Origin of the sequence: Citrobacter rodentium NBRC 105723 = DSM 16636 (genome assembly GCF_021278985.1) — a bacterium.
In the GTDB taxonomy this organism is placed as follows: domain Bacteria; phylum Pseudomonadota; class Gammaproteobacteria; order Enterobacterales; family Enterobacteriaceae; genus Citrobacter_A; species Citrobacter_A rodentium.
Map to the genome: position 1 here is coordinate 471,675 of NZ_CP082833.1, position 25,239 is coordinate 496,913.

The 25,239-nt window shown below is 55.3% G+C and carries 20 protein-coding genes and 2 pseudogenes; 9 read left to right on the forward strand and 13 right to left on the reverse strand.

The window, feature by feature from the left end:
- Positions 1 to 3: 3 nt before the first annotated feature.
- The 6 genes and pseudogenes from K7R23_RS02195 to K7R23_RS02220 form a co-directional block, all read right to left on the reverse strand.
- Positions 4 to 852 (reverse strand): annotated as a pseudogene (locus K7R23_RS02195) (PTS system mannose/fructose/sorbose family transporter subunit IID).
- Positions 830 to 1,609: a PTS mannose/fructose/sorbose/N-acetylgalactosamine transporter subunit IIC gene (locus K7R23_RS02200; protein WP_012908712.1), complete on the reverse strand. Its 780-nt coding sequence runs from the start codon at positions 1,607 to 1,609 to the stop codon at positions 830 to 832. Before K7R23_RS02200 ends, K7R23_RS02195 begins: the two are co-directional and overlap by 23 nt.
- 25 nt (positions 1,610 to 1,634) lie before the next feature.
- Positions 1,635 to 2,096 carry a PTS sugar transporter subunit IIB gene (locus tag K7R23_RS02205; protein ID WP_012908711.1) on the reverse strand — a complete coding sequence of 154 codons (462 nt, stop codon included), beginning with the start codon at positions 2,094 to 2,096 and terminating at the stop codon, positions 1,635 to 1,637.
- Between the two features lie 14 nt (positions 2,097 to 2,110).
- Positions 2,111 to 2,533, reverse strand: coding sequence for a PTS sugar transporter subunit IIA (locus K7R23_RS02210; protein ID WP_012908710.1), 423 nt, complete (start codon positions 2,531 to 2,533; stop codon positions 2,111 to 2,113).
- 101 nt (positions 2,534 to 2,634) lie between these two features.
- Positions 2,635 to 5,400 carry a sigma-54-dependent transcriptional regulator gene (locus K7R23_RS02215; RefSeq protein ID WP_012908709.1) on the reverse strand — a complete coding sequence of 922 codons (2,766 nt, stop codon included), beginning with the start codon at positions 5,398 to 5,400 and terminating at the stop codon, positions 2,635 to 2,637.
- A gap of 160 nt (positions 5,401 to 5,560) precedes the next feature.
- Positions 5,561 to 6,583, reverse strand: a complete 1,023-nt coding sequence (locus K7R23_RS02220; protein ID WP_012908708.1) for a zinc-binding alcohol dehydrogenase family protein — start codon at positions 6,581 to 6,583, stop codon at positions 5,561 to 5,563.
- Positions 6,584 to 6,723: 140 nt separating this feature from the next.
- Here K7R23_RS02220 and K7R23_RS02225 point away from each other — a divergent pair, with 140 nt between their 5' ends.
- Both K7R23_RS02225 and K7R23_RS02230 read left to right on the forward strand, forming a co-directional pair.
- Entirely contained in the window at positions 6,724 to 7,638 is a 915-nt protein-coding gene (locus K7R23_RS02225; RefSeq protein ID WP_012908707.1) for a GntR family transcriptional regulator, read from the forward strand.
- A gap of 218 nt (positions 7,639 to 7,856) precedes the next feature.
- The gene (locus K7R23_RS02230; protein WP_012908706.1) at positions 7,857 to 9,218 is read left to right on the forward strand and encodes an MFS transporter; all 1,362 of its coding nucleotides are present in this window, start codon (positions 7,857 to 7,859) and stop codon (positions 9,216 to 9,218) included.
- 58 nt (positions 9,219 to 9,276) lie between these two features.
- Here the strand turns inward: K7R23_RS02230 and tsr are convergent, their stop codons facing one another.
- On the reverse strand, positions 9,277 to 10,941 hold the full coding sequence (gene tsr, locus K7R23_RS02235) for a methyl-accepting chemotaxis protein (RefSeq protein WP_012908705.1): 1,665 nt from the start codon (positions 10,939 to 10,941) through the stop codon (positions 9,277 to 9,279).
- A 146-nt stretch (positions 10,942 to 11,087) separates the two neighbouring features.
- Between tsr and K7R23_RS02240 the strand changes: the two genes are divergently transcribed.
- Complete coding sequence (locus K7R23_RS02240; protein WP_012908704.1) at positions 11,088 to 11,951, forward strand: MurR/RpiR family transcriptional regulator; 864 nt, start codon at positions 11,088 to 11,090, stop codon at positions 11,949 to 11,951.
- Here the strand turns inward: K7R23_RS02240 and K7R23_RS02245 are convergent.
- The 5 genes from K7R23_RS02245 to K7R23_RS02265 form a co-directional block, all read right to left on the reverse strand.
- Positions 11,948 to 12,553: a 2-dehydro-3-deoxy-6-phosphogalactonate aldolase gene (locus tag K7R23_RS02245; RefSeq protein ID WP_012908703.1), complete on the reverse strand. Its 606-nt coding sequence runs from the start codon at positions 12,551 to 12,553 to the stop codon at positions 11,948 to 11,950. The genes K7R23_RS02240 and K7R23_RS02245 overlap by 4 nt on opposite strands.
- Positions 12,543 to 13,415, reverse strand: a complete 873-nt coding sequence (locus tag K7R23_RS02250; protein ID WP_012908702.1) for a 2-dehydro-3-deoxygalactonokinase — start codon at positions 13,413 to 13,415, stop codon at positions 12,543 to 12,545. The genes K7R23_RS02245 and K7R23_RS02250 overlap by 11 nt, the downstream gene beginning before the upstream one ends.
- The gene (locus K7R23_RS02255) at positions 13,415 to 14,890 is read right to left on the reverse strand and encodes a sodium:solute symporter family protein (RefSeq protein ID WP_012908701.1); all 1,476 of its coding nucleotides are present in this window, start codon (positions 14,888 to 14,890) and stop codon (positions 13,415 to 13,417) included. Before K7R23_RS02255 ends, K7R23_RS02250 begins: the two co-directional genes overlap by 1 nt.
- A gap of 96 nt (positions 14,891 to 14,986) precedes the next feature.
- Positions 14,987 to 15,379: a RidA family protein gene (locus K7R23_RS02260; protein ID WP_012908700.1), complete on the reverse strand. Its 393-nt coding sequence runs from the start codon at positions 15,377 to 15,379 to the stop codon at positions 14,987 to 14,989.
- 2 nt (positions 15,380 to 15,381) lie between these two features.
- Complete coding sequence (locus K7R23_RS02265; protein WP_012908699.1) at positions 15,382 to 16,833, reverse strand: N-acyl-D-amino-acid deacylase family protein; 1,452 nt, start codon at positions 16,831 to 16,833, stop codon at positions 15,382 to 15,384.
- Between the two features lie 201 nt (positions 16,834 to 17,034).
- Between K7R23_RS02265 and K7R23_RS02270 the strand changes: the two genes are divergently transcribed.
- Entirely contained in the window at positions 17,035 to 18,255 is a 1,221-nt protein-coding gene (locus tag K7R23_RS02270) for an amino acid deaminase (RefSeq protein WP_012908698.1), read from the forward strand.
- A gap of 37 nt (positions 18,256 to 18,292) precedes the next feature.
- Here K7R23_RS02270 and K7R23_RS02275 read toward each other — a convergent pair whose 3' ends face one another.
- Positions 18,293 to 19,300, reverse strand: coding sequence for an Ldh family oxidoreductase (locus tag K7R23_RS02275; protein ID WP_012908697.1), 1,008 nt, complete (start codon positions 19,298 to 19,300; stop codon positions 18,293 to 18,295).
- 295 nt (positions 19,301 to 19,595) lie between these two features.
- On the opposite strand from K7R23_RS02275, the gene btsT reads away from it, so the two are divergent.
- From btsT to K7R23_RS02300, 5 genes and pseudogenes are all read left to right on the forward strand, one after another.
- The gene (btsT, locus tag K7R23_RS02280; RefSeq protein ID WP_012908696.1) at positions 19,596 to 21,746 is read left to right on the forward strand and encodes a pyruvate/proton symporter BtsT; all 2,151 of its coding nucleotides are present in this window, start codon (positions 19,596 to 19,598) and stop codon (positions 21,744 to 21,746) included.
- A 94-nt stretch (positions 21,747 to 21,840) separates the two neighbouring features.
- Positions 21,841 to 22,044: a YbdD/YjiX family protein gene (locus K7R23_RS02285; protein ID WP_012908695.1), complete on the forward strand. Its 204-nt coding sequence runs from the start codon at positions 21,841 to 21,843 to the stop codon at positions 22,042 to 22,044.
- A 12-nt stretch (positions 22,045 to 22,056) separates the two neighbouring features.
- Positions 22,057 to 23,013 (forward strand): GTPase, encoded by a 957-nt coding sequence (gene yjiA, locus K7R23_RS02290; RefSeq protein WP_012908694.1) that lies wholly within the window; start codon positions 22,057 to 22,059, stop codon positions 23,011 to 23,013.
- Positions 23,014 to 23,200: 187 nt separating this feature from the next.
- The gene (locus K7R23_RS02295; protein ID WP_012908693.1) at positions 23,201 to 25,048 is read left to right on the forward strand and encodes a UvrD-helicase domain-containing protein; all 1,848 of its coding nucleotides are present in this window, start codon (positions 23,201 to 23,203) and stop codon (positions 25,046 to 25,048) included.
- Between the two features lie 94 nt (positions 25,049 to 25,142).
- Positions 25,143 to 25,223, forward strand: a pseudogene (locus tag K7R23_RS02300) (hypothetical protein); the annotation flags it as partial.
- Positions 25,224 to 25,239: the final 16 nt, after the last annotated feature.

The window sequence follows — 25,239 nt, forward strand, 5'->3', positions numbered from 1 at the left end:
CTTTTAAAACAGGCCGATCCAGGAGCCGAAAATACCGACCAGCGCAATGCCGCCGATAATGGTTAACGGCTTCACTTTTTTACCCAATAGCCAGTAGACGATGGCAAAGCTCAGCAGCGGCAGCAGGCTGGGCATGATGTCGTTGATAATGTCCTGAACCTAGGTTTTCGCATCGCCGGTGCCAAAGGCGATGGGAATAGTGATGTCGATCATCGAAGCGGTCATGGCGCCGACGACCATCAGACCGATAATGGAAGCGCCATAGGTCAGGCTTTCCATCATGCCGTTCTGCTGGATCCGCTGTAGCACGCCGGTGCCCAGCACGTATCCCCAACGGGTAAAGAGCCAGCGCAGCAGGATATGCGGCACGTTAAAGACCAGCAGAAACAGAATCGGTCCGAGAATATTGCCTTTCAGGGCCAGACTGGTGCCGATGCCGGTGGCGATAAGACGCAGCGTGCCCCAGAAGAATGAGTCGCCAATCCCCGCCAGCGGCCCCATTAACGAAGCTTTGACGTTATCTATCGAGGTGGCATCCATCTCCTGCTGCTGGCTGTTTTTCTCCTCCATCGCCACGGTAATGCCCAGAATAAGGGTGACGATATGCGGCGTGGTATTAAAGAAGGCGAGGTGGCGCTTCAACGCCTCAGCCAGCTCCTCTTTACGGGTGTAGAGCTTTTTTAATACCGGAATCAGCGTGTAAGCGAACGCGAGATTCATTTGTCGTTCATAGTTCCACGAAAATTCCATCTGGAAGGAGCGCCAGAATACGCGGCGTAAGTCACGCGCGGTCACCCCCTGCGGATTGTCCGCCTGCGGGCGGTTTTGTTCAGAAATCATCTTCGTCGTCATGAGACGCTCCTTGTGCCTGCGCCGTCCGCGCTGGCGTCATCTTCGGGATATTCACCATCACCACGGCGACAATTGCGCCGAGGATCGCAATACCGGTAACCGGTATTTTTAAATAGGCCATCAGCACAAAGCCGAGGAAAAACCAGGGCGCGACCTTTTTATTAATTAACAGCCGCGCCAGCATCGCAAAACCGAGCGCCGGAATAATGCCGGTGGCCACGCTTAAGCCGTGCTTAATAAATTCCGGAATAGCATCCAGAAAACCTTTCACCACGTTAACGCCCGCCAGATAGGAAACGGCGACGATAATGCCTAAGGTCAGCGAAAGCCCGATGCCGGAAATTAAGTGCATACGCTCAATGCCGCGGGTATTTCCCGCTTCGGCATAGGCGTCGGCTTTATGGCAAAGCAGAGGAATAAACATCCCGTTGTAGATATTTTTGACAATCAGCGCCAGGGTCGCGATAGGTAATCCCAGTAACAGCGCCGTTTCGGCGCCTGCCCCGGAGTTAATGGCGAAGGCCACCCCGAGAATACCGCCGGTGACCACATCCGGCGGCAAAGACGCCCCCACCGAAAATGAACCAATAAACGCCAGCTCCAGCGTCGCCCCCATCACGATGCCGGTTTGCATATCGCCCAGCACCAACCCCGTCAGTAATCCGGTCACAATCGGTCTGGAAATCAGCGAGGTGCCCAGCGCATATTCAGACTGGGCGATAAACGCCACCAGCCCGAGTAAAAGTGCCTCTACCATAATTTGTCCTCAGGAGTTGTTCCGTTCAGGTAAAGAGTTGTTTGCGGTCGTTTGGCACCAGACGGATCTCGACCTCCACCCCGGCGGCGTTCAGCGCCCGGAGCTGAGTCATTTCCTCATCTAACAGATTGACCGCTTTCGAAATATTGTTGCTGCCTTCGCGCACCCTGGTGCCGCCGAGATTAATGCTGGTTATTTCGGGCAGCGCGCTCGCCAGCCGCCAGGCGTCGTTTACCGACTCCACTACAATAAACAGCCGGTATTTATCCGTAACGCCGCTTTTAATCGCCTCAATCGAATCGTTAATATTTTTAATCACCAGCTTCACGGCCGGCGGCTTCGCCATTTTGATGGTGGTCTTGCGCAATTCATCATTCGGTACGCTGTCGTTGGCAATTAAAATACAGTCGGCATCCACATACTGCGTCCATGAAAAAGCCACCTGGCCGTGTAATAAACGATGATCCACGCGTAAAAATACGATCATGGTTTCCCCTCCCCTTAAAAATCTTTATCGCTGTGAATGGCGCTGGTGATGGTCTGATTGCAATACTGAATATTCTCTCTGGAATTGATCAGCGCGGCCGAGATCGCCTGTACGGCATCCTCTTCCTCTTCAGACATCAGCAGATCGATAACCAGCGGCAGGTTGATCCCGGCCAGCAGATGAAAATGCTGGCGGTGCAGATAGCGGATAAATTCGTTATTGACGCTGCCGGCAAAAATATCGGTCAGGACGATCACCTCATCCTCCGCCGGAATCTTCGCCATTAGCGCATCCACCTGCTGGCTTAAATCCACGCCCTCTTCGACATAGGCGCAAAGCGTCTCTATGTTGTCGCGTTTACCCAGAATCAGTTCGACGGAATTTAATACTCCGCTGGCCAGCGTGCCGTGACTGGCGAAAATATACTGTCTCTTCATCCTTACCTCTGAATACAGGCTCCACAGCCATATACAGAGCAAGCGGCGTGCCAGAAAAAGTGGCGCGCCGGGAAGAGAACGCAAGGAAGGGTCTGCCGGGGTTAAAACTGTTGATCCTGCTCGATAAATTCCGTTTCGAAGGCCAGGATGTTATGGATGTAGGTCAGCTCGGCGCGCGGGATTTTGACACTATAGTTACTCTCAATGACACTAAACGCCTCGCGCAGCATATTCAGCTCATATTCCGGACACTGCTGGCCGCTGTCGACCGTAATCCCGGCATGGCGAATCAGGCGCTCAATCAGGCAACTGATGTGCACATAGAGCGCCACCTTGCGCTCATTCGTCATGCTCTGTCCCGACAGGTGTTCGTAACGCAGCAGGAACTGCTCGACGTGGTTAATCACTTTACTGGTATCCAGGATGGTGACCGACTCAATGACTCTTCTGAGGGAAAAGTTTTTCAGCAACAGATTGTTGATCTCCGCCACCTGCTCCGGGGTGGTTAACGCCCCCAGCAGGCGCATCAGCTGCTGATTTCCCTCGCCGGAGATCAGCGAATCCAGCGAGATCCACGGAACGTGGCGGAGACAGGGGTCCAGGGTGCCCACAATCGCCAGCACCTCATAGCGGGTAAACACCGGCTCCTGGGCTTTGTTTTGCGCCAGCATGGCGTAATCGCAGGCCACCACCTCAATCTCCAGCGACTCGGGAATGCTGGCCTGTAGCAGCGAGCAGAGGTTGGTCGCCACGCCGATGCCGGTCGCGCAGGTGGTCAGTATCGCTTTCGGTTTGCCGCTTGTCGGCCAGTAAAGCTGATGCTCAGTCGGCAGATCCTGCGCAATGTCGCGGGCAATCTCCTCGATAAGATGCCCCTGTAAGATCCGCTCACCCACGTACAGGGCCATGCTGGTCGAAACGTTATTGACGATAGTCACCGGCGTCGGGATAGCCCGGTCAAAATGCTGATGAATGGCCCGCAGGGAGCCCATATCCACCAGGATTATCAGCCCGGAGGCCAGCGGATGCTCTTCGAGATAGCGCATAACCTGTTGGGCGATCGCCTCCGGGGTGACATCCAGCGGCATATCAAACGATTCAAACACGTTATTTTTGAGCAGCCGGTTGGCGACATTAGCGATACTGCTGGCGGTGGCGTAACCGTGCGCCAGGATCACCGCATGGGCCACCTGTTTCTGACTGTTCACCCCCTGTTTATTCAGCCACAGCACCAGCAGCAGCATATCTACAGGCTGCGGTTCCAGATCCAGCTTGCGGGCCAGGGTATCGAGAATTTGCTGGCAAAAGCTGTACAGCAGGGGATATTTCTGCGCCAGAAAAGCCTCCATCTGCCGTATCTGCTCACGGCTAAGACGCGAAGGGGTCTGCGCAGTGCGATGGATCAAATAGTGGCTGAGCGCATAAATGCAGTTGCCGTTAAGCTGCATATTGAAGCGCTTTTCCAGCCGGTAGAACTCTTCCCGTACCTGGCTTGTAATCAGCAACAGCCTTTGCGAATGCCCGCGGTCGTCGCCGCTAAAGATCAGCCGATCGAACAGGGTTTCGATCTCCTCGCCGATCCGTTTGCGCACCGTCTCCCAGCCCGCTTTTCCGTCACGTACCGACGCGTACAGCGCCAGTACCAGAGAGAGGGTATCGTGGATCTGCGCCTGCATCGCGTCACGGGCGCGCAGTAGCCAGGGCAGACTGGTCTGCGGCGTGATGATAACCGCGTCGTCTGCCACTGACGAGTCGCTGAGCGACGGCAGCGCGGTCAGCATGGCATCGGGCAGATCGTGCAGCGACACGGTGACCGGTTCGCTGCCCGGTTTTTTTGCCCACGCGGTCGCCACCGCATACTTCACGGCGTTCTTCAGTTCGCCGACGTTACCGCGATACTGGTACTGATTGAGAATTTGCAGCAGGCGAGGTTTGAGATTCAGCGTCGCCGACAGCTTTTTCGCCTCTGACCAGAAGAACTGTACGATCAGCGCCTCTTTTTCCTCGCGGCTGCGATGCTGAAGATCCGGCAGGCTGACCTGGATCGGAATGCGCCGCAAAAAGGTGGTCAGGAAGGTGCTGTGCAACTCTTCGGTGGTGGCGAACGCCAGCCGTAGCGATACCGGGTGCCCCTGCGCCGTTTCGCCAAGCCGGTAAATTTCGCCGCTGTCGAGCCAGGTAAAGAGTTTTTCCTGGCCGTCGGCGTTCAGCCGGTGCACTTCGTCAAGAAACAGCATCCCGCCATTGGCCGCCTCAAACGCTCCCGGCCTGTCGCTCTGCGCGCCGGTAAACGCCCCCTTCACATAGCCGAACAGGTTAGCGGCAAGCAGTTCCGGATTGCTGGCGTATTGCGCGCAGTTAAAGCGGATAAACGGCGCGTCAGGCGGCAGCAGCCCCTGCGCGATGGCGTATTCGTGCATCAGCTGCGCCATATAGCTTTTGCCAGTGCCGCTCTCGCCGGTTATTAACAGCGGCAGCCCGCCGTCCGGATAGAACAGCGCGCTCTTGAGCTGCTCAATCGGTTTTTTCAGGCTGGCGTTATGGCCGATCAGCAGTGAGAAATGGTCGCCTGTCTCGTCCGCCTGCTCCCCTTCAGCCAGCAGTTCGGTCACGCTGACGTACTCGTTACGGCTTAAGGCAAAGAACTGTTGGCTGAATGCCTGTTTATGCAGGAAGTAAACGGGGCGGGTGTTAATTTTAACCAGCGTGCCCTGCGCCACCAGCTGGTTGAGATAGTGGCTGGCGGTATTGCGCTGCATGGCGAAACGCTGCGCCAGATAACGGGCGGTGAAGACCTCGCTAACGTTTTCAGGATCGAAGAAATCGGTCTGATTGGCCAGAAATGCAAGCAGGGCATCTTTACGCATCGTATTCTCTCAGGATGGTCACCGGGGCGATTATGATGCCGCGAATAAACCCTCCTTAACGCGCTCCCTCTCTGCTTTATTCCCGTTTTGTGGCTAACCGCACAACTTCCTGGCATAAAAAAACGGCGCCCCATACTGCCCGGACGCCGTATGGCAATCGTCAGAAGGTGATTACCCCTTTGATTAACGCGCGGTTATTAATGACCTCGCGCTCAAAAATATCCGCAAGCTGGCTGAAGGGATAACGGTGCGTCAGCATCATCTCCGCCGTCAGTTTGCCCTGCGCCATCAGCGCGCCGACTTTAGCAAAATCTTCCGGCGTGGCGTTGCGGCTGCCCATCATGGTGGTCTCTTTTTTATGAAATTCCGGGTCAGAAAACTGTAATTCGCCTTTGAACAGCCCGACAAAGACAATAGCGCCGCCGTGACGGATCAGATTAACGGTATTGTTCATCGCGCTCTGGTTGCCCGTGGCGTCAATCACCTTCTGCGCCAGCGCGCCGTTAAACTGCGCGCGCAACTGGTCGGTAAAGTCGGCGGCGGAGGGGTCCACCACCGGCAGCGCCAGACGGCTGGCGACATGATCGCGCCGCGCCGGGCTGGTATCAGCCACCACCACCTGCGCGCCGTCGGCGCTGGCGATTGCCGCGGCGCCCAGGCCAATCGGCCCGGCCCCCACCACCAGCACCTGATCGCCGGGAGCGATCGCCGCCCGCCGCACGGCATGAGCGCTGATGGCGTAAGGCTCTATCAGCGCCGCCGCCTGCGGATCAATCCCTTCTGTCGGTAACAGACTGGCCGCCGGGACGCTGAGATATTCGCTAAAACCGCCGTCCTGATGAACGCCAATCACCGAGATATTCTCGCAGCAGTTGGTGCGACCACTGAGGCACGCCGGACACTGCTGACAGGCCAGGTAAGGGATCACCGCCACCTGCTGCCCTGCCTTCAGATGCGTCACATTCTCGCCCGGTGTGACTATCTCCCCACATATTTCATGGCCTAATACGCGCGGATAATGAAAAAAAGGTTGCTTGCCGCCCCACGCATGAATATCTGTGCCGCAGATGCCGACGGCCTTAATCTTAATTAATGCTTCGTGTTTATCCGGCAGCGGAATTTCTTTTTTTTCATGAATTAATTTTCCATGTTCCGGGCAAATCACTCTGGTCATTGTGGTCATTTTTTCTGACTCCTGTTTTCCTCGATGCTTCAGATATTGATGAAACGAGAAATAACGGCGTAAGCGAAAAGCTAATTTGTGAAACGCTGCGCATTAAAATGTTTTAAATCGGGTTTTAATGCCGAAAAAAGGAGCGAATAATGAGCCGTTCACAAAATTTACATCACAATGTTATTAACCAGGTGATAGACGATATGGCGCGGGGCCATATTCCCTCGCCCCTGCCATCACAAAGCGCGCTGGCGGAGATGTATAACATCAGCCGCACCACCGTACGCCATATTCTTCGCCACCTCTGCGCCTGCGGCGTGCTGACCCAGGTGGCGAGCGATTACGTCATTGTCCGCCGCCCGGAGCCGGGCGATGGCTTCGCCTGCACCAGCGCCTCGATGGCCGAGCAAAACCGCATTTTTGAGCAGGCGTTTTTCACCATGATCAACCAGCGCCAGCTGCGCCCGGGCGAAACGTTCTCTGAGTTACAGCTGGCGCGCGCGGCGGGCGTAAGCCCGGTGGTGGTGCGGGAATATCTTTTAAAATTCGGCCGTTACGACCTGATTCACAGCGAAAAGCGCGGCTACTGGAGCATGAAGCAGTTCGACCAGTCCTGGGCGGAACAGTTGTTTGAGCTGCGGGAAATGCTGGAGACCCACGCGCTTCAGCACTTCCTCAATCTGCCCGACGGCGACCCGCGCTGGCTACAGGCCAGAACGCTGCTGGAGCGGCATCGCGCGCTACGCGACCGCATCGGCAGCAGCTTCCGCATGTTTTCCCAACTGGACCGCGACTTTCACGCCCTGCTGCTCGCTGCGGCAGACAATGTCTTTTTCAATCAGTCGCTTGAAATTATCTCGGTGATCTTCCACTTCCATTATCAGTGGGACGAAAGCGACCTGAAGCAGCGCAACATTATCGCCATCGACGAGCACATGACCATTCTCAGCGCGCTGATCTGCCGCAGCGATCTGGACGCCACGCTGGCGCTGCGTAACCACCTGCATACCGCGAAACAATCCATGATTCGTTCAATTAATCAGAGCGTGCAGGAAAGGCATTAAAGACCGATTAAAAACAGGATTCCGCAACCCACCGCACGCTTTTATCAAAATAAAAAGCCGCGAAAAATATCGCCTCACTATGCTCACGAACAGTCGACGACATTTAAAAAGCTTCGTGAGCAGTGCCGTAAAAATTAATTACCCACTGGTCTGTCAGGACAATACGGTGCGGTTAAAGTCTGCACAGAATTATAACTTTTATGAATCAGGAGTCCGGCGTGGAAAAAGACAATATTACCCTCGACCCGCGTTCTTCATTTGACAAACCGGCGCCCGCGGATATTACCGTTCCGCCCGCAGGAATGGTGCAGCGCAGCAGCCGAATAAAACGTATTCAGACTACGGCAATGATTTTGTTATTTTTCGCGGCGGTGATTAATTACCTGGATCGCAGTTCGCTCTCGGTCGCTAATCTGACCATCCGCGAAGAGCTTGGGCTGAGCGCCACCGAGATCGGCGCGCTATTGTCCGTATTTTCACTGGCCTATGGCATCGCGCAGCTGCCCTGCGGCCCGCTGCTGGATCGCAAAGGCCCGCGCATCATGCTCGGCCTCGGCATGTTCTTCTGGTCGCTGTTCCAGGCGCTCTCCGGCATGGTGCACAGCTTTACCCAGTTTGTGCTGGTGCGCATCGGGATGGGCATTGGCGAAGCGCCGATGAATCCGTGCGGGGTGAAGGTGATTAACGACTGGTTCAACATTAAAGAGCGCGGGCGGCCGATGGGCTTTTTTAACGCGGCCTCGACCATTGGCGTGGCGGTAAGCCCGCCAGTGCTGGCGGCGATGATGCTGATAATGGGCTGGCGCGGCATGTTTATCACCATCGGCATACTCGGCATCTTCCTCGCCATCGGCTGGTATATGCTGTACCGCAACCGCGAACAGGTGGCGCTGACCGCCGTCGAACAGGCGTATCTGAACGCCGGCAGCGTCAATGCGCGCCGCGATCCGCTGAGCTTCGCCGAATGGCGCAGCCTGTTCCGCAACCGCACCATGTGGGGGATGATGCTGGGCTTCAGCGGCATCAACTACACCGCGTGGCTGTATCTGGCCTGGCTACCGGGATATCTGCAGACCGCCTACAGTCTGGATTTAAAAAGCACCGGGCTGATGGCGGCGATCCCGTTCCTGTTCGGTGCGGCCGGAATGCTGATCAACGGCTACGTCACCGACTGGCTGGTGACGCGCGGAATGCAGCCGATTAGGAGCCGTAAAATCTGCATTATCGCCGGAATGCTGTGCTCAGCGGCCTTTACCTTCGTGGTGCCAAACGCCACGACCTCAATGAGCGCGGTACTGCTGATCGGCATGGCGCTGTTCTGCATCCATTTTGCCGGCACCTCCTGCTGGGGCCTGATTCACGTGGCGGTCGCCTCGCGCATGACCGCCTCGGTGGGCAGCATCCAGAATTTCGCCAGCTTTATCTGCGCCTCGTTCGCGCCGATTGTTACCGGCTTTATTGTCGATACCACCCACTCTTTCCGCCTGGCGCTGATTATCTGCGGCTGCGTCACCGCGGCAGGCGCGCTGGCGTACATCCTGCTGGTCCGTCAACCGATAAGCGATCCGCGTAAGGCGTGACGCCCTGTCCGGTTGGCAACTCCCTCTGGCCGGGTTATCCGACCAGAGGGATGACCGATCAGAACGTTTCCCAGTTGTCGCCGGTATCGGCAGTTACCGCTTTACGCGTCTGAACCGGCTTCGGGGCGGCTTTGACGTTCGCAACGTTACGGGCGCGCTGCTGCTCCTGCTGAATATGGAACACGGCAACGGCCTGGGTCAGGCGGCTGGCCTGCTCTTCCAGCGCGGCGGCAGCGGCGGCGGACTCCTCCACCAGCGAGGCGTTTTGCTGGGTAACGCGATCCATCTCCGCCACCGCCAGACCAACCTGGTCAATACCGCGGCTCTGCTCGTCAGAGGCAGAGGCAATCTCTCCCATGATGTCGGTTACGCGGGTTACCGCGCTGACGATCTCATCCATCGTTTCACCCGCGCTTTCCACCAGCGTAGAGCCAGCATCCACACGGTTTACGGAGTCTTCGATCAGGCTCTTAATCTCGCGTGCCGCCTGGGCGCTGCGCTGCGCCAGATTACGCACTTCCCCGGCAACCACCGCAAAGCCGCGGCCCTGCTCGCCGGCGCGCGCCGCTTCCACCGCCGCGTTCAGCGCCAGAATGTTGGTCTGGAAGGCAATGCCGTCGATAACGCTGATAATATCGGCAATCTTCTGCGAACTGGTGGCGATATCACGCATTGTCTCCACCACATTGTCCACCACTTTACCGCCCTTCTGCGCCGTTTCAGATGCGCTCAGCGCCAGATGGCTGGCCTGACGGGCGTTTTCGGCGTTCTGCTTCACGGTAGCGGTCAGCTGTTCCATGCTGGCGGCGGTCTCTTCCAGCGATGCGGCCTGCTGCTCGGTACGCGAGGAGAGATCGTTATTGCCCATAGCGATCTCGCTGGCGCCGCTGTAGATGGCGTTAGCGCCGTTACGCACGTCACCGACGGTGCGCACCAGTTCACCCTGCATGTGGCGCAGGCTTTCCGCCAGCTGCCCCATTTCGTTGGACCCTTCCACCTCGATACGTTTCACCAGATCGCCGCTGGCGATATGACGAATGCTGTCGATCAGACGGTTCAGCGGCGCGATCAGCGATACCTTAATGCCGAACCAGACGGCGATAATCACCGCCAGCACTGCAATCAGTATGATCGACAGCACCCACATCGCCTGGCCGTAGGAGTGATTGTTGTCGCTTACCGCTAGCTGATACAGGTGATCGATATCCGCCTGATAGGCGTCATAATGTTTTTCAAAGCTGTCCTGATAGCTCTGGGTAGGCTGCTCAAAAAACTCATTGACCTTACCGGCGCCGACCAACTGGTTCAGCTTAGTTAGCGCATTATGGAAAGTAATATAATTGCGTTTGATCTCGGCACTCGCCGCTTCGCTCTGGCGCGGGTCGTGCGGCAGCGCTTCATAGTCGGCCCAGAACTTTTCCGCCTCTTTGAGAGATTTCGCCGCGTCATGCATCAGTTCGTCAACGGTAGGCCCGCTGCCGATATCATTCTGATCCATCATGTAACGGATGCCCGCACGGTTAAGCGTATTTCGCGCTTGCAGCAGCGCCACCCAGCTGTCATTCAGGGTGGATTGTTGCAGGCGAATGTTTTGTAAAACGGTGAAGTTCTCGTTGTCATTTTTCAATGCACTGAAGAAAATCCCCCCGGAGGTAAGTTGTAAAAGGCCAAACAGACCCAGAACCAGTAACAAACTAGTGACAATCCTTATACGTTTTAACATTTTTTCTCTTTCCGTTAGATAGATGTTCTGGTTTTCGGCCTGGAAAAAGAAAACTTTATGCAATCGCGATCGGTATCACAGGAAACGCAACGTAACGCGATTTTTATGGTACAAAGTACCAATGATTTATAACCATGCGATCCCTTATGGCCTATACCATCGATATCATCTCCTGCATTACAGAGCGCTTTATGGCGCTAACCGCCACGGAAAAACGCATTGCGCAATTCATTCTTGATGATGTGGCGACGGCGGTAGAACTGCCGATTGCCGAGCTGGCGCGTTTGACGGAAACCAGCCAGGCCTCGGTGACCCGTTTCGCCAGAGCGCTGGGCTGTAAAGATGTCAGGGAGCTGAAGGTTAAGCTGGCGCAATCCCTGGCCGTTGGGCAACGTTTTATCCTCGATGTGCCCGATCTCGATGGAGTGCAGGGAATTTACGAATCTATTATCAGCGTACTGGATACCAATCGCCGGGCGTTGCAGACAAAATCCATCAGCCAGGCGGTAAGCTGGCTCAACCAGGCGCGGCAAATCCTCGCCATCGGCACCGGCGGCGGCTCCACCATCTGCGCGCAGGAAATCCAGTACCGGCTGTTCCGCCTCGGGTTGCCGGTAGTGAGCCAAAGCGACGCGTTGATGATGAGAATGATGTGTTCAGCGGTCGCGCCGCAGGATGTGGTTATTGCGCTGTCGCTTGGCGGCTATACGCCTGAAATTCTTGAAAGCGCCGCGATAGCCAGACAGTATGGCGCAAAAGTGATTGCCATTACCCCGCCGGAAACGCCCCTGACCGAACAGGCCGATCTGGTGCTGCCGCTGATCGTCGAAGAGAATGACTATATCTTTAAACCCAGCCCTTCCCGTTATGCCATGCTGGCGATGGTGGATGTCCTCGCCACCGAACTGGCGATGACCAATAAAGCGCAGGCGAAAGATCGACTGCGCCGCATCAAACTGGCGTTAGACAGCCATCGCGGCGGCGAAAATCGCCAACCGCTTGGCGATTAATGCGCCGCCCGCCAGGCAGCCATAAAGCGTGCCGCCTGCGCCTGCGTCCGGGCGACGCTCTGCCCCGGCTGATAGAGATCGCTGCCCGTTCCCGCACCGGCGCAGCCTGCCGCCAGATAATCCGCCAGATTATCGGGGGTGACGCCCCCGACGGCCAGCACGGGTATTGCGGGCGGCAGCACCGCCTTCAGGGCCCTGATATAAGCAGGGCCAAAAGCCGCTGAAGGGAATATTTTCAGCCACTGCGCCCCCGCATCCAGCGCGGTGAAGGCTTCCGTTGCCGTTGCGCACCCCGGACAGACCACCATGCCGTAGCTTACCGCCTGGCGGATCACCGCCGGCTGAATATTCGGCGTGACGATCAGCTTCGCCCCCATTTTCGCCAGGCTGTCCACCTGCTCAGGCCGCAGCACGGTACCGGCGCCAATCATCGCCTTTTCGCCCGCCCGCGCGATCGCCCGCGGAATACTCTCCTGCCAGTCGGGTGAATTTAACGGGATCTCGATATAGCGAAACCCCGCGGCGAGTAAAGCATCAATGTGCGCATCGACTTCCGCCGGGGTAATCCCCCGCAGAATCGCCACCAGTTTATTATCCTGCATGAAGAAGACTCCTTACGCCCTGTAAAAACGCCTCATCGCCGTCACAGACGGAGACCTCGATCCCTCTGCGGGCGAAAGCCTGCCGGTAACGCTCATTCAGCGACTCGCTCCCCACCAGCGTTACCGAAGCCGGTTGCCAGAGGCGACATTGCGCCGCGACCTCTGCGCCAATCAGCAGGCCCGATAAATAATCCGCCACCGATTCCCGCGGCAGCCTGTTCAGCACCCACGCGGCGCGGGTTTCAAGCAGTTCCGGCAGCAGCGACGGCGAGCGCATCCCCTTCTCCAGACCCTGGCTAAATGCCGCCTCGTCAGGCCGCTGCGCGGGTAAACCTTTCCCCAGCAGCGAATAGCGCTGCAGCAGATGATGCAACTCCCCGGTCATCACGGTTTCAAAATGGCTGACCTGCCCCTCCCGCACCTGCACCCATTTACAGTGGGTGCCAGGCATCACATAACACTCTGAAGGTAAGCGTTGCATCGCGCCCAGCAGCTGTGTCTCCTCACCGCGCATGACGCTACAACTCTCTGCACGCTCGACTTTCAGGCCCGGTACAATCCACACTCTGTCGCCGACCGCGCAAAGCTGCTGGCGTAAAGAGGCGAGCCGGACCGGGCAAGCAACATACGGAACAGGGTGCCATCCCGCCTCGCTGCCAATCATTCCGGCCATCACCACCGGCACCGCTGCGTTATTGCGCCACGGCGCGATATGCTGGCTAAAAACCTCCGCCGCAGTTAATGTTCCCCATTGCGTCACCCCCATCGGCAGTTGCAGGCGATTCACGATGGTCTGATGCCGGATATGCCATGCCCGCAGATGCGTAGAGCCCCAGTCAACGGCGATATACTCATTTTGCATCATGCTTTTTCCGCCTTTCCGCCGGTTACCGGGATGCTCTGGTTTTCACGCTCATGGGTAATCATCGCCAGCGCTTCTTCGCGGCTGATTTTGTTGGCTGGCGTCAGTAGCGTCACCAGCACAGCAGAGACCAGACTGCCCAGCACGGAAGGAATGCAGGGATTTCCCCAGTACGCCAGCCACGTCGGGTTAAGCAGAATCAGTAAAGAAACCAGCATGCCGCAGACCAGCGCGGCCAGCGCCCCCTGCCAGTTAAAGCGCAGCCAGAAGCGACCGAGAATGGAACAGACAAACAGACCGGACATCAGCATGGAGATCATTTTGGTGATATAGCTGATGATATCGTTTGAGGTCAGGGCGAATATCAGCGCCAGGCCAATGACAAAGGTCAGCATCCAACGAGACAGGGTAATCGCCCGATGTTCCGGCGGCATTCTGCCGGTTACGATGGTGTAAACGTCGCGCATCATGATGGCGACGGCAGCAATGGCATCAGAACTGGCGGAAGACATCGTGGCCGACAGCCCGGCAATCAGCACCACCAGGGCCAGCAGCGGCGGCAGAAAGCTGGTGGCAAACAGGAACGCGTAGTTGCTGTTCTCCAGCTCCGGGTTCATGGTATAGGCCGCCATCCCGATAATGGCAGGCAGAATAGAAAAGAACAGATACAGCACGCCGGTATAAATAAATGAGCGACGGACCGACGGAATATCTTTACCCGAATAAATACGCTGCCGATAAGAGGGGGTCGCCAGGACGCCGACGCCGATCACCAGCGCCAGGGATAAGGCTGGCAACGCGCCCATTTTATCGATAGCGAACAGGCTCATCGCTTTGGGGTCCATCGACTGCTCAATGGCGCTCCATCCTCCGACATGCATCACCGCGAGAACCGCCATAAGAATAAAACCAAAAAACAGAATCAGCGCCTGGATGGTATCCGTCCAGACGACTGCCGAATAGCCGCCAATAATGACGTAAATGGCAAACGCCAGCGCGATAATTAATTTCGCCAGGGTCAGATCGATTCCCGTCGCCCAGGCGAGATACATGCTCCCCCCTAAAATATGGGCGCCGAGCCAGCCAATAGAGGCAATAAATATCATCAGACCGACAATATTTTTAATTAAGTGACTGCCGCCGGTATAATAAGAAAGTTCTTCGCTCATGGTCATAAAACGCATTTTACGCACCGGCGCAAACAGCCAGGCCACCAGCAAAATGCCAACCGCGCCGCCAAGACCATAGAGCATTCCCGCCCAGCCGTTGGTATAACCAAAGCCTACCGCGCCCATACTGGAGCCAGTCCCCACCATCGTCGCCACGGTGGAACCCAGGGTCAGAAATAAGGGTAAAGAGCGACCGCCCAGTAAAAAATCTTCGCCGCTTTTTTGATTACGCGAGACATACCAGCCAAGCCAAATCATCGCGATGGCGTAAATAATAAAGCCGACTAAAAAGATATGACTGTTCATAATTCACATCCTGCCAGTAGTAAAAAAAATGTAAGGGTACGAGGAGCGCTGAATGAATTCAGCGCTCAGTAATGTTCTGCTTTTTTAATTTTCTGGTTATCCGCGCGTCGCGCTAAAACAGGTTACATCAACTTCAACTTTGCAATCGACGACAAGATCCGCCACGCAGCAAATTCGCGCCGGAGGATGTTCACCAAAAAATTCCCTAAAGACTTTATTGAACGACTGGAAATAGCGTGAGTCAGTCAGAATCACCTTAACGTGGACGACATCTGCGAGGGTATAACCGGCTTCGGTCATAATATCGATACAATTCTGTATCGCCAGACGCGATTGCTCAACGATTCCCCCTTCGACCACTTCGCCATTTTTCATTGGCGTCTGGCCGGAGACATACAGCCATCCCCCCGCTTCGACCGCCCTGGCAAACGGCAGATGCTGCCCGCCGGTGCCTGTTCCACCCTCTGTACCATAACGTTTGATATGCATTTTTACTCCTTGCCAGACTGAGGCTGGCGTCGCAGAAAACGGCCTGCGCGGCCAGTGATATGTTTGTCTTTTCCGTAACTCATCACGCCATTGACCATAACGGCGTTAATGCCTTCGGCGGGTTGTTTGGGATCGGTAAAACTGGCGGCGTCCCGCACGGCGGCCGGGTCAAACAGCACGACATCGGCGTAGTAACCCACTTTTATCAGGCCGCGTTCGGGCAGCTGAAAACGCGCAGCCGAAAGGCCGGTCATTTTGTGGATCGCGGTCGTCAGCGGAAACAATTTTTCATCCCGGCAGTAATGCCCCAGCACCCTGGGAAATGCGCCCCACAGGCGCGGGTGAGGCATGGGATCGTTGGGCAGGCCGTCAGAGCCAATCATCGTCAGCGGATAGCGCAGGACGCGTCGTACATCCTGTTCACTCATGTTGTAGTAGATCGCGCCGGCTGGCATCAATAATTTCGCCGCCTCCGGCATACTCATCCGCCACTCATCGGCGATGCGCTGCAGCTTTTTCCCCGCCTGCTCCGGATGGGGCTCAGACCAGGTAATGACGATGTCGAACTCATCCGTGACCTGCTTTAAATCCAGCGTGGAGGAGCTTGCCGAGTAGGGGTAACAGTCACAGCCAATGTCCTGCCGCTGGCGCATTTTGTCGAAGAAGGCCAGCGTTTCAACGGTACGTCCCCAGTTTTTCGCCCCGGCGCATTTATGGTGAGAAACCACAACGGGCACCTGCGCATGTCGGCCAATACGGAAGGCTTCATCCAGCGCATCCAGAATAGGCTCAAACTCTGAACGTAAGTGAGTGGTATAAAGACCGCTCTCTGCGGAAAGCTCTTCCGCCAGCGCCATCACCTCTTCCGTTGTGGATTCGAATGCCGTGGCGTAGGCAAGACCTGTACTCATCCCCAGCGCCCCCTGCTTCAGCGCCGCGCGCAAGTCCTGACGCATGGCGCTAATTTCAGCGGCGGTAGCCGGACGGAAGAGATCGTCCATATGATTATTACGCAGCGCGGTATGGCCTATCAGCGTCCCGACGTTCAGCGCGGGCTGAGCCGCTTCGACGGCGCGGGCGTAGGCGTCCACGGTCGGATAGATAAAGTGTTCCGCCTCACCCAGTAAATTCATCGGATCGGGAACATCGCCTTTCATTTTCGCCGCCGCCGCGCTGATCCCGCAGTTACCCACGATGATGGTGGTGATCCCCTGACTGATTTTCGGCAGATATTCCGGCATACGAATAACGTTGATATCGTCATGCGTGTGGACGTCGATGAAACCCGGCGCCAGCACCTGACCCTCGCCATCGATCGTCCGGTCTGCCTCAGCGTTAATCGACGGAGCGATCTCAACAATTCTGTCGCCTGTAATCGCAACATCACCGCGATACTGAGGCCCCCCGCTGCCATCAATTACCGTCACATTTTTGAATAGCCAGTCAACCTTCATTTCTCATTGCTCCCTTTCTGCTATGGCAACAAGTAAACCATTTACAGACGAGCAAAACAGTGGAAAACTACGCAAAATCCATATAAATTTATGATACTTTTATTCATAAAGATGAAAATAAAATATAATAATCATTATTTTTCAATAAATTAAAAATGATACCCATACCCTCACAACGTGAAAACCAAAAAGGTTAATGTTATGAAATATCATTCCGATACGTTAGTTGCCCATAAATCCGCGCTGATGCAAACCCCCGCCTGCGTGATCAACGAGGACATATGTCTGCCTGCGGCGATCGTCAAAAAATCGGCCATTGAGAATAATATTGGCTGGATGCAACGCTATGCGGACGCCCGCGGCGTCTCTCTAGCGCCGCACGGTAAAACCACCATGACGCCGTGGATTTTTCAGGCGCAACAGGCAGCAGGCGCGTGGGCGATTGGCGTCGGGAGCGCGTGGCAGGCAAGCGCCGCGATGGCAAGCGGGATCCAGCGCGTCCTGATGGTGAATCAGTTAGTCGGTAAAGCCAATATGCTGCTGATTTCACAATTAAAAGCGCACTATCCCGCCGCAGATTTCATTTGCTGTGTCGATAGCCCCGAAAACGTTCGCGAACTGGCGGCCTTTTTCGCGCAACGCCAGCAGACGCTCGACGTGATGATCGAGCTTGGCGTAGAGGGCGGACGCTGCGGCTGTCGCGGGGCGGATGCCGCGCTCACGCTGGCGCGGCAGGTCTCGCAATTCCCCTCCCTGCGCCTGCGCGGGCTGGAGCTGTATGAGGGCGTATTACACGGCGACAATCCGCAGCCGCAGGTTGAAGCTCTTCTGCGTGAAGCGGCAAGCCTGGCCTGCGCAATGGCAGGGTATGTGGAAGGCGAATTTATTCTTACCGGCGCAGGTACCGTCTGGTATGACGTGGTATGTAATATCTGGCTTGCGGCGAATAAACCGGCAAATTGCCGGATTGTCATACGTCCGGGCTGTTATATCACCCACGACCAGGGCATTTACGCTGAAGCGCAGCAACAACTGAAGGCTCGCGACCGTATCGCCTGCGATCTGGGTGGCGATCTCACCTCCGCGCTGGAACTGATCGCGCTGGTGCAATCCGTGCCGGAATCCCGGCGCGCCATCGTCAATTTCGGCAAACGAGACTGCGCCTTCGATGCGGGTTTACCACAGCCGGTTGCCCACTACCGTAACGGAAAAGCGCGCGCTTTCGATGCGCGAAAAGTGACAAGCGTGGGAATTATGGATCAGCACTGCATGTTGCAGCTGGAGGCGGGAAGCGACATTCAGGTAGGTGATATTCTCGTTTTCGGCACCTCTCACCCCTGCCTGACCTTTGATAAATGGAAAACGCTGCTGCTGGCAGACGATGACTATAACGTCCTCGAAGAGCTGGATACCCTGTTCTGATAAGCAGCAGGCAGGCGAGGCGGCCTCGCCTGAAAATTTACATCAGCGCAGAAATGTCATCAAACAGCTTGCGGTCGATCGTTACGCCCGCATTCTGGCTCTTTTCCCGCGCCTGAAAACGGCGCTCGCCGGGCAGCCGCGCCCCCTGCGCCTGCATGGAGGCAAACAGCGTCTCTGCGCGATCCAGATGCCTGTCGGCCTCTTCGCCGAGGAAGCGGGCAGGATCGAGCGCCAGGATCAGTTCGCCGCCGTAGGGCAGACCGCCTGCGCCTTCGTCCCGGGCCAGCGATTCCGCGCTGGTCATATCGCCAATCAGCGGCCCGGCCAGCAGTTCCACCATCGCGGCAAACGCCGAGCCTTTATAGCCGCCAAAGGGCAGCATCGCGCCGTCCAGTACCGCCTGCGGATCGGTGGAGGGTTGCCCTTCGCTGTCGATGCCCCAGCCTTCGGGAATCGGCTTTCCGGCGCGTAAATGGAGCTGGATTTCCCCTCGCGCCGCCGCGCTGGTCGCCATGTCAAACAGATACGGCGGTTTGCCTTTGCGCGGCCAACCAAAGGCGATCGGGTTGGTGCCAAACAGCGGGCGGGTGCCGCCAGCCGGGGCGACCCAAGCGTGGCCTGGCGTACAGGCATAGCCGACCAGCCCGGCGTCGGTCAGCGGTTCAATATCGGCAAACAGGGCGGAGAAATGGACGCAGCGGTTAATCGCCAGCGCCGCAATGCCGCACGTTTTCGCTTTACAGATAAGCAGCGGCAGCGCCTGCTCACAGGCCAGCATCGAGAAGGCGCCGCCCGCGTCGGCTTTGACAATCGCGGGCGCCTGGTCGGTAATCGCCGGACGCGCATCGGCGGAGACTTTCCCTTTGCGCAGGGTATCGACAATCCCCAGCAGGCGCCACAGGCCATGTGACGCGCAGCCGTCGCGTTCACCCGCCGTGACGTTACGCGCGATGGCATCCGCGTGTTCGGCGCTAAAGCCATTTCTGCACAGCAGTTCGCGTGACAGTGCGTAAGCCTCAGATAATGCGAGGGTGACCGTTTCCATGTTCTTCTCCTTCTGATGTTGTCGGCAATAAGCGTAGACGGTAATCGCGCAGGGACACAGGATTTATCATGGTGATCTCAGTCACATAATATTCTCTGCCCGCCGATCCTCTTTACCGCTTACTGACACTTCTGACCGCTTAACTCTACATTTGACCGCTTATCTATTTACCTTACTTTACGCGCGCGTACCTCTGGCAAGATCGCTCCAGCATAGCAGTCACTTTACCTCTTCAACCGCAACCCAAACCAAACGGCTTCGGCCTGTGATTAATCTAAAAAAACCAGGTTTTACTATGGATACGAAAAAGATATTCAAGCACATACCCTGGGTGATCCTCGGGATCATCGGGGCCTTCTGCCTCTCGGTAGTGGCCTTACGTCGGGGTGAACACGTCAGCGCCCTGTGGATCGTGGTCGCTTCCGTGTCGGTCTATCTGGTGGCTTACCGCTACTACAGTCTGTACATCGCCCAGAAGGTGATGAAACTCGACCCGACGCGCGCGACGCCTGCGGTCATTAATAACGACGGCCTGAACTATGTGCCGACCAACCGCTATGTGCTGTTCGGCCACCACTTCGCCGCTATCGCTGGCGCCGGTCCGCTGGTCGGCCCGGTACTCGCCGCGCAGATGGGCTACCTGCCGGGCACCCTGTGGCTGCTGGCGGGCGTGGTGCTCGCCGGTGCGGTGCAGGACTTTATGGTGCTGTTTATCTCTTCCCGCCGCAACGGCGCGTCTCTTGGTGAGATGATCAAAGAAGAGATGGGTCCGGTGCCGGGCACCATGGCGCTGTTTGGCTGCTTCCTGATCATGATCATTATCCTCGCCGTGCTGGCGCTGATCGTGGTGAAAGCGCTGGCCGAAAGCCCGTGGGGGGTGTTCACCGTCTGCTCAACCGTGCCTATCGCGCTGTTTATGGGCATCTACATGCGCTTCCTGCGTCCGGGACGCGTGGGTGAAGTCTCGGTGATTGGCATTGTGCTGTTGGTCGCTTCTATTTATTTCGGCGGCGTGATTGCCCACGACCCGTACTGGGGCCCGGCGCTGACCTTTAAAGATACCACCATTACCTTCGCGCTGATCGGCTATGCGTTTGTTTCCGCGCTGCTGCCGGTGTGGCTGATCCTCGCGCCGCGCGACTATCTGGCGACCTTCCTGAAAATCGGCGTTATCGTCGGCCTGGCACTGGGGATTGTTATCCTCAATCCGGAACTGAAAATGCCTGCGATGACCCAGTACATCGACGGCACCGGCCCGCTGTGGAAAGGCGCGCTGTTCCCGTTCCTGTTCATCACCATCGCCTGCGGCGCGGTATCCGGCTTCCACGCGCTGATCTCTTCCGGCACCACGCCGAAACTGCTGGCCTGTGAAACCGACGCCCGTTTCATCGGTTATGGCGCAATGCTGATGGAGTCCTTTGTGGCGATTATGGCGCTGGTTGCGGCCTCCATCATCGAGCCGGGACTGTACTTCGCAATGAACACGCCGCCGGCAGGGCTGGGCATTACCATGCCGAACCTGCATGAGATGGGCGGCGAAAACGCGCCGCTGATTATGGCGCAGCTAAAAGACGTTACCGCCCATGCGGCAGCGACCGTCAGCTCCTGGGGCTTTGTGATTTCACCGGAGCAGATCCTGCAAACCGCGAAGGACATCGGTGAACCGTCCGTTCTGAACCGCGCTGGCGGCGCGCCGACGCTGGCAGTGGGTATCGCGCACGTATTCCACAAAGTGCTGCCGATGGCGGATATGGGCTTCTGGTATCACTTTGGTATTCTGTTTGAAGCGCTGTTCATCCTTACCGCGCTGGATGCAGGCACCCGTTCCGGCCGCTTTATGCTGCAGGATCTGCTGGGCAACTTCGTGCCGTTCCTGAAGAAAACCGACTCTCTGCTGGCGGGCATCATCGGTACGGCGGGCTGCGTCGGCCTGTGGGGCTACCTGCTGTATCAGGGCGTGGTCGATCCGCTGGGCGGCGTGAAGAGCCTGTGGCCGCTGTTCGGTATCTCTAACCAGATGCTGGCCGCCGTGGCGCTGGTGCTGGGCACCGTGGTGCTGATTAAGATGCAGCGCACCAGATATATCTGGGTGACCGTGGTTCCGGCAGTATGGCTGCTGATCTGCACCACCTGGGCGCTGGGCCTGAAGCTGTTCAGCGCCAACCCGCAGATGGAAGGCTTCTTCTATATGGCTAATCAGTACAAAGAGAAGATTGCTAACGGCGGCGAGCTGACCGCACAGCAGATTGCCAATATGAACCACATCGTGGTCAATAACTACACCAACGCAGGTCTGAGCATTCTGTTCCTGGTGGTGGTGTACAGCATCATCTTCTACGGTTTCAGAACCTGGATGAAAGTGCGCAACGCCGACAAACGTACCGATAAAGAAACCCCGTACGTTCCGGTTCCGGAAGGCGGCGTGAAGACCTCTTCGCACCACTAACCTTTGCCGGGTGGCGCTACGCTGACCCGCCCTGTACGATGCTGTAGGCCCGGTCAGCGTAGCGCCGCCGGGCTTTTTCTATCTGGAACCTACAATGTTTGGTAACTTAGGTCAGGCAAAAAAATATCTCGGTCAGGCGGCGAAGATGCTGATTGGCATTCCCGACTACGACAACTATGTCGGGCACATGAAGACCAACCATCCCGATCAGCCGTACATGACTTACGAAGAGTTCTTCCGCGAGCGCCAGCAGGCGCGCTACGGCGGCGACGGTAAAGGCGGCATGCGCTGCTGTTAAAAGGAGACGTGAATGACCCCGATTGCAGTCACCCTGCTCACCGGTTTTCTTGGCGCGGGTAAGACCACCCTGCTGCGCCATATTCTCAACGAGCAGCACGGCTATAAGATTGCCGTGATCGAAAACGAGTTCGGCGAAGTTTCCGTTGACGATCAACTGATTGGCGATCGCGCCACGCAAATTAAAACCCTGACCAACGGCTGCATCTGCTGCACCCGTTCTAACGAGCTGGAAGATGCGCTGTTAGATCTGCTCGATAACCTTGACCAGGGCAATATCAGCTTCGACCGCCTGGTGATTGAGTGCACCGGCATGGCCGATCCCGGCCCGATCGTGCAGACCTTTTTCTCCCATGAGGTGATTTGCCAGCGCTATCTGCTGGACGGCGTGATTGCGCTGGTCGATGCGGTACACGCCGATGAGCAGATGAACCAGTTCACCATCGCCCAGTCGCAGGTGGGCTACGCCGATCGTATCCTGCTGACCAAAACCGACGTCGCGGGCGAAAGCGAAGCGCTGCGCGAGCGTCTGGCGCGCATCAACGCCCGCGCCCCGGTTTATACCGTGACGCACGGTGATATTGACCTCTCTCTGCTGTTCGACACCAACGGCTTTATGCTGGAAGAGAACGTAGTCAGCGCTAAACCCCGCTTTCACTTTATCGCCGACAAGCAGAACGATATTTCTTCCATTGTGGTGGAGCTGGACTACCCGGTGGACATCGGCGACGTCTCCCGCGTCATGGAAAACCTGCTGCTGGAATCCGCCGACAAGCTGCTGCGCTATAAAGGAATGTTATGGATTGAAGGCGAGCCAAACCGCCTGCTGTTTCAGGGCGTACAGCGCCTCTATAGCGCCGACTGGGACAGACCATGGGGCGATGAAACGCCGCACAGCCAGCTTGTGTTTATCGGCATTCAGTTGCCGGAAGAGAAGATCAGAGCCGCGTTCGCGGGGCTGAAGAAGTAATCCTTTCCGCTCCCTTTATTATTAGGGGAGCGCATGTATTCCTGCGTTCCATGATCCCGCTACTACTTTCTCATTTCCGTATTGTCTGTTAAGGTTCAAATAATTATTAAAAGCAGGCTTCGTATTTTATTAGTTTTTTAATTATACATAACCGGATTTATTAGTTACATCAATAGATAGGCATAGTATGGCAATCATCATTCCAACGATTAATAGTTGTAGCGAGAAAATGACCGCTGGCGAAAAGCGCCTGGCAAGGCTGCTCGAAGGGGGCCTCAGTGACAGTTGTACCTGCTGGTATGACACTCCGATGGGTAAAAAACATAACCATCCAGATTTTGTCATACTCGCTCCGGATAAAGGTCTAATGTTCATTGAAGTTAAAGATTGGTTTATAACAAAAATAAAATCCGCTAATAAGACAAATATTCAATATGAAACCCCAAATGGGACTGAGTCTTTCAAGAACCCGATAGAACAAGTACGACAATATACTTTTGATACTATCGACAACCTAAAAAAAGATCGACAACTCTGTCAACAGAACGGAGATTATCAGGGCAGTTTCATATTACCTTACGGCTACGGAGTCTATTTTACAAATATTACTCGCACGCAGCTGGAGAAGGCTTTTCCTGCTGATAAATTAAATGAAATACTTCCTTCTGAACACATAATCTGTAAAGATGAAATTAATGAATTCATGCCGCGGGAAAAAATATCTTTACGCCTGAACAAGCTTATTAAACATAAGTTTTCCTACAAACCTACGCCACAACAGCTGGATCGTATTAGATGGCATCTCTATCCTGACGTTCGTATCAATAAATCTGCAACGCAATCTGCGGCTGGTAATTTTAGCCTGAACACGCCCGATATTATATCTATTATGGACAGGCAGCAAGAACAATTAGCGAGAAGTATGGGAGGAGGGCATCGTGTTATTCATGGGGTAGCTGGATCCGGAAAAACGCTGATTCTTTTGCATCGCTGTATAGAAATTGCAAATAATATCGAAAATGATAAACCCATTCTGGTCATTTGCTACAACATTACTCTCGCAAGAAAACTGAAGCCACTTATTGAGCAGCATAATGTTCGTCTGCCGGTTATCGTTACTCATTTTCACTCCTGGTGTTATCAACAGTTGAACAATCATAATTTACTCCCCCCGCCGGGTAAAAATTATATTAGTCAGATGGAAAATACCCTTTCACAGGCTTTTGAAGATGGAATTATCGAATCAGAACAGTACAGCGCTGTACTCATAGACGAAGGGCATGACTTTAAACAAGAATGGTTAAAAATTCTTGCTCAGATGCCGGATAAAAAAGATAATGCACTTCTTTTTTTGTATGATGATACGCAATCAATTTATCAGAAGAAAAAATCTCTCGACTTTACTTTATCAAGCGTCGATATAAAGGCTATTGGTCGTACGACTATATTGAATATTAATTATCGTAACACCAGACAAATACTCCATTTTGCCAGTAGTATTGCATTCAATTACCTTAACAATCACATTGATGATACTCTTAAATACCAACAACCAGATGCAGGTGGCATAGCTGGAATTTATCCTGATTTAGCCTGTTTTGACAATCAGGACGAGGAAATGACTCATGTTCTTGATTGGGTTGTCAAACAACGCCAGCAGGGAGTTCCATGGGCGGAAATCGCCATCTTGTGTCCATCCACTTATAGTATTGCGAGCACTCTTGAGCCCCGGTTAACTGCACGAAAAATACCTTACCAAATCATTGTTTCTGGTGAAGATAAAAAAAAGTGGTCACCCGACAAAGATCTATTATGCGTCATGCCGTTACCCAGCAGCAAAGGACTTGAATTTCAATCGGTTGCCGTTATGGATGCCGCTAAAGTACGGGACGACTCGGATCTCAGTGATGATATTAAACGTCTGTATGTCGGCTTTACCCGCGCACGCCAGAATCTTCTGGTAACCATGCACGGAAACGGGACTTTGTGCGACCACATTATTGAAACATATAAGCAGTGTGCGAGGAATAGTTAGTCTGCCTGGTCAAAAGGAGTCTGGATTTTAAAAGTAAAAACGAACCCAGTAAAAATAAAGTAGTGTTTACCATGTTTTGATCTTACTCCACCGCAACTGCGCCCTGCCGCCTGATGAAAAGCACCGGCAGGTGATGCAAAAGCTCGGGGAAGCGATAAAGGTAGCGATGGAGTAAACCATGACGCCCGGTA

Bases quoted from the DNA above. Each gene is read 5' to 3' on its own strand.
- K7R23_RS02200 (WP_012908712.1), bottom strand. From the start codon at position 1,609: ATGGTAGAGGCACTTTTACTCGGGCTGGTGGCGTTTATCGCCCAGTCT.
- K7R23_RS02205 (WP_012908711.1), bottom strand. From the start codon at position 2,096: ATGATCGTATTTTTACGCGTGGATCATCGTTTATTACACGGCCAGGTG.
- K7R23_RS02210 (WP_012908710.1), bottom strand. From the start codon at position 2,533: ATGAAGAGACAGTATATTTTCGCCAGTCACGGCACGCTGGCCAGCGGA.
- K7R23_RS02215 (WP_012908709.1), bottom strand. From the start codon at position 5,400: ATGCGTAAAGATGCCCTGCTTGCATTTCTGGCCAATCAGACCGATTTC.
- K7R23_RS02220 (WP_012908708.1), bottom strand. From the start codon at position 6,583: ATGACCACAATGACCAGAGTGATTTGCCCGGAACATGGAAAATTAATT.
- K7R23_RS02225 (WP_012908707.1), top strand. From the start codon at position 6,724: ATGAGCCGTTCACAAAATTTACATCACAATGTTATTAACCAGGTGATA.
- tsr (WP_012908705.1), bottom strand. From the start codon at position 10,941: ATGTTAAAACGTATAAGGATTGTCACTAGTTTGTTACTGGTTCTGGGT.
- K7R23_RS02240 (WP_012908704.1), top strand. From the start codon at position 11,088: ATGGCCTATACCATCGATATCATCTCCTGCATTACAGAGCGCTTTATG.
- K7R23_RS02245 (WP_012908703.1), bottom strand. From the start codon at position 12,553: ATGCAGGATAATAAACTGGTGGCGATTCTGCGGGGGATTACCCCGGCG.
- K7R23_RS02250 (WP_012908702.1), bottom strand. From the start codon at position 13,415: ATGCAAAATGAGTATATCGCCGTTGACTGGGGCTCTACGCATCTGCGG.
- K7R23_RS02255 (WP_012908701.1), bottom strand. From the start codon at position 14,890: ATGAACAGTCATATCTTTTTAGTCGGCTTTATTATTTACGCCATCGCG.
- K7R23_RS02260 (WP_012908700.1), bottom strand. From the start codon at position 15,379: ATGCATATCAAACGTTATGGTACAGAGGGTGGAACAGGCACCGGCGGG.
- K7R23_RS02265 (WP_012908699.1), bottom strand. From the start codon at position 16,833: ATGAAGGTTGACTGGCTATTCAAAAATGTGACGGTAATTGATGGCAGC.
- K7R23_RS02270 (WP_012908698.1), top strand. From the start codon at position 17,035: ATGAAATATCATTCCGATACGTTAGTTGCCCATAAATCCGCGCTGATG.
- K7R23_RS02275 (WP_012908697.1), bottom strand. From the start codon at position 19,300: ATGGAAACGGTCACCCTCGCATTATCTGAGGCTTACGCACTGTCACGC.
- btsT (WP_012908696.1), top strand. From the start codon at position 19,596: ATGGATACGAAAAAGATATTCAAGCACATACCCTGGGTGATCCTCGGG.
- K7R23_RS02285 (WP_012908695.1), top strand. From the start codon at position 21,841: ATGTTTGGTAACTTAGGTCAGGCAAAAAAATATCTCGGTCAGGCGGCG.
- yjiA (WP_012908694.1), top strand. From the start codon at position 22,057: ATGACCCCGATTGCAGTCACCCTGCTCACCGGTTTTCTTGGCGCGGGT.
- K7R23_RS02295 (WP_012908693.1), top strand. From the start codon at position 23,201: ATGGCAATCATCATTCCAACGATTAATAGTTGTAGCGAGAAAATGACC.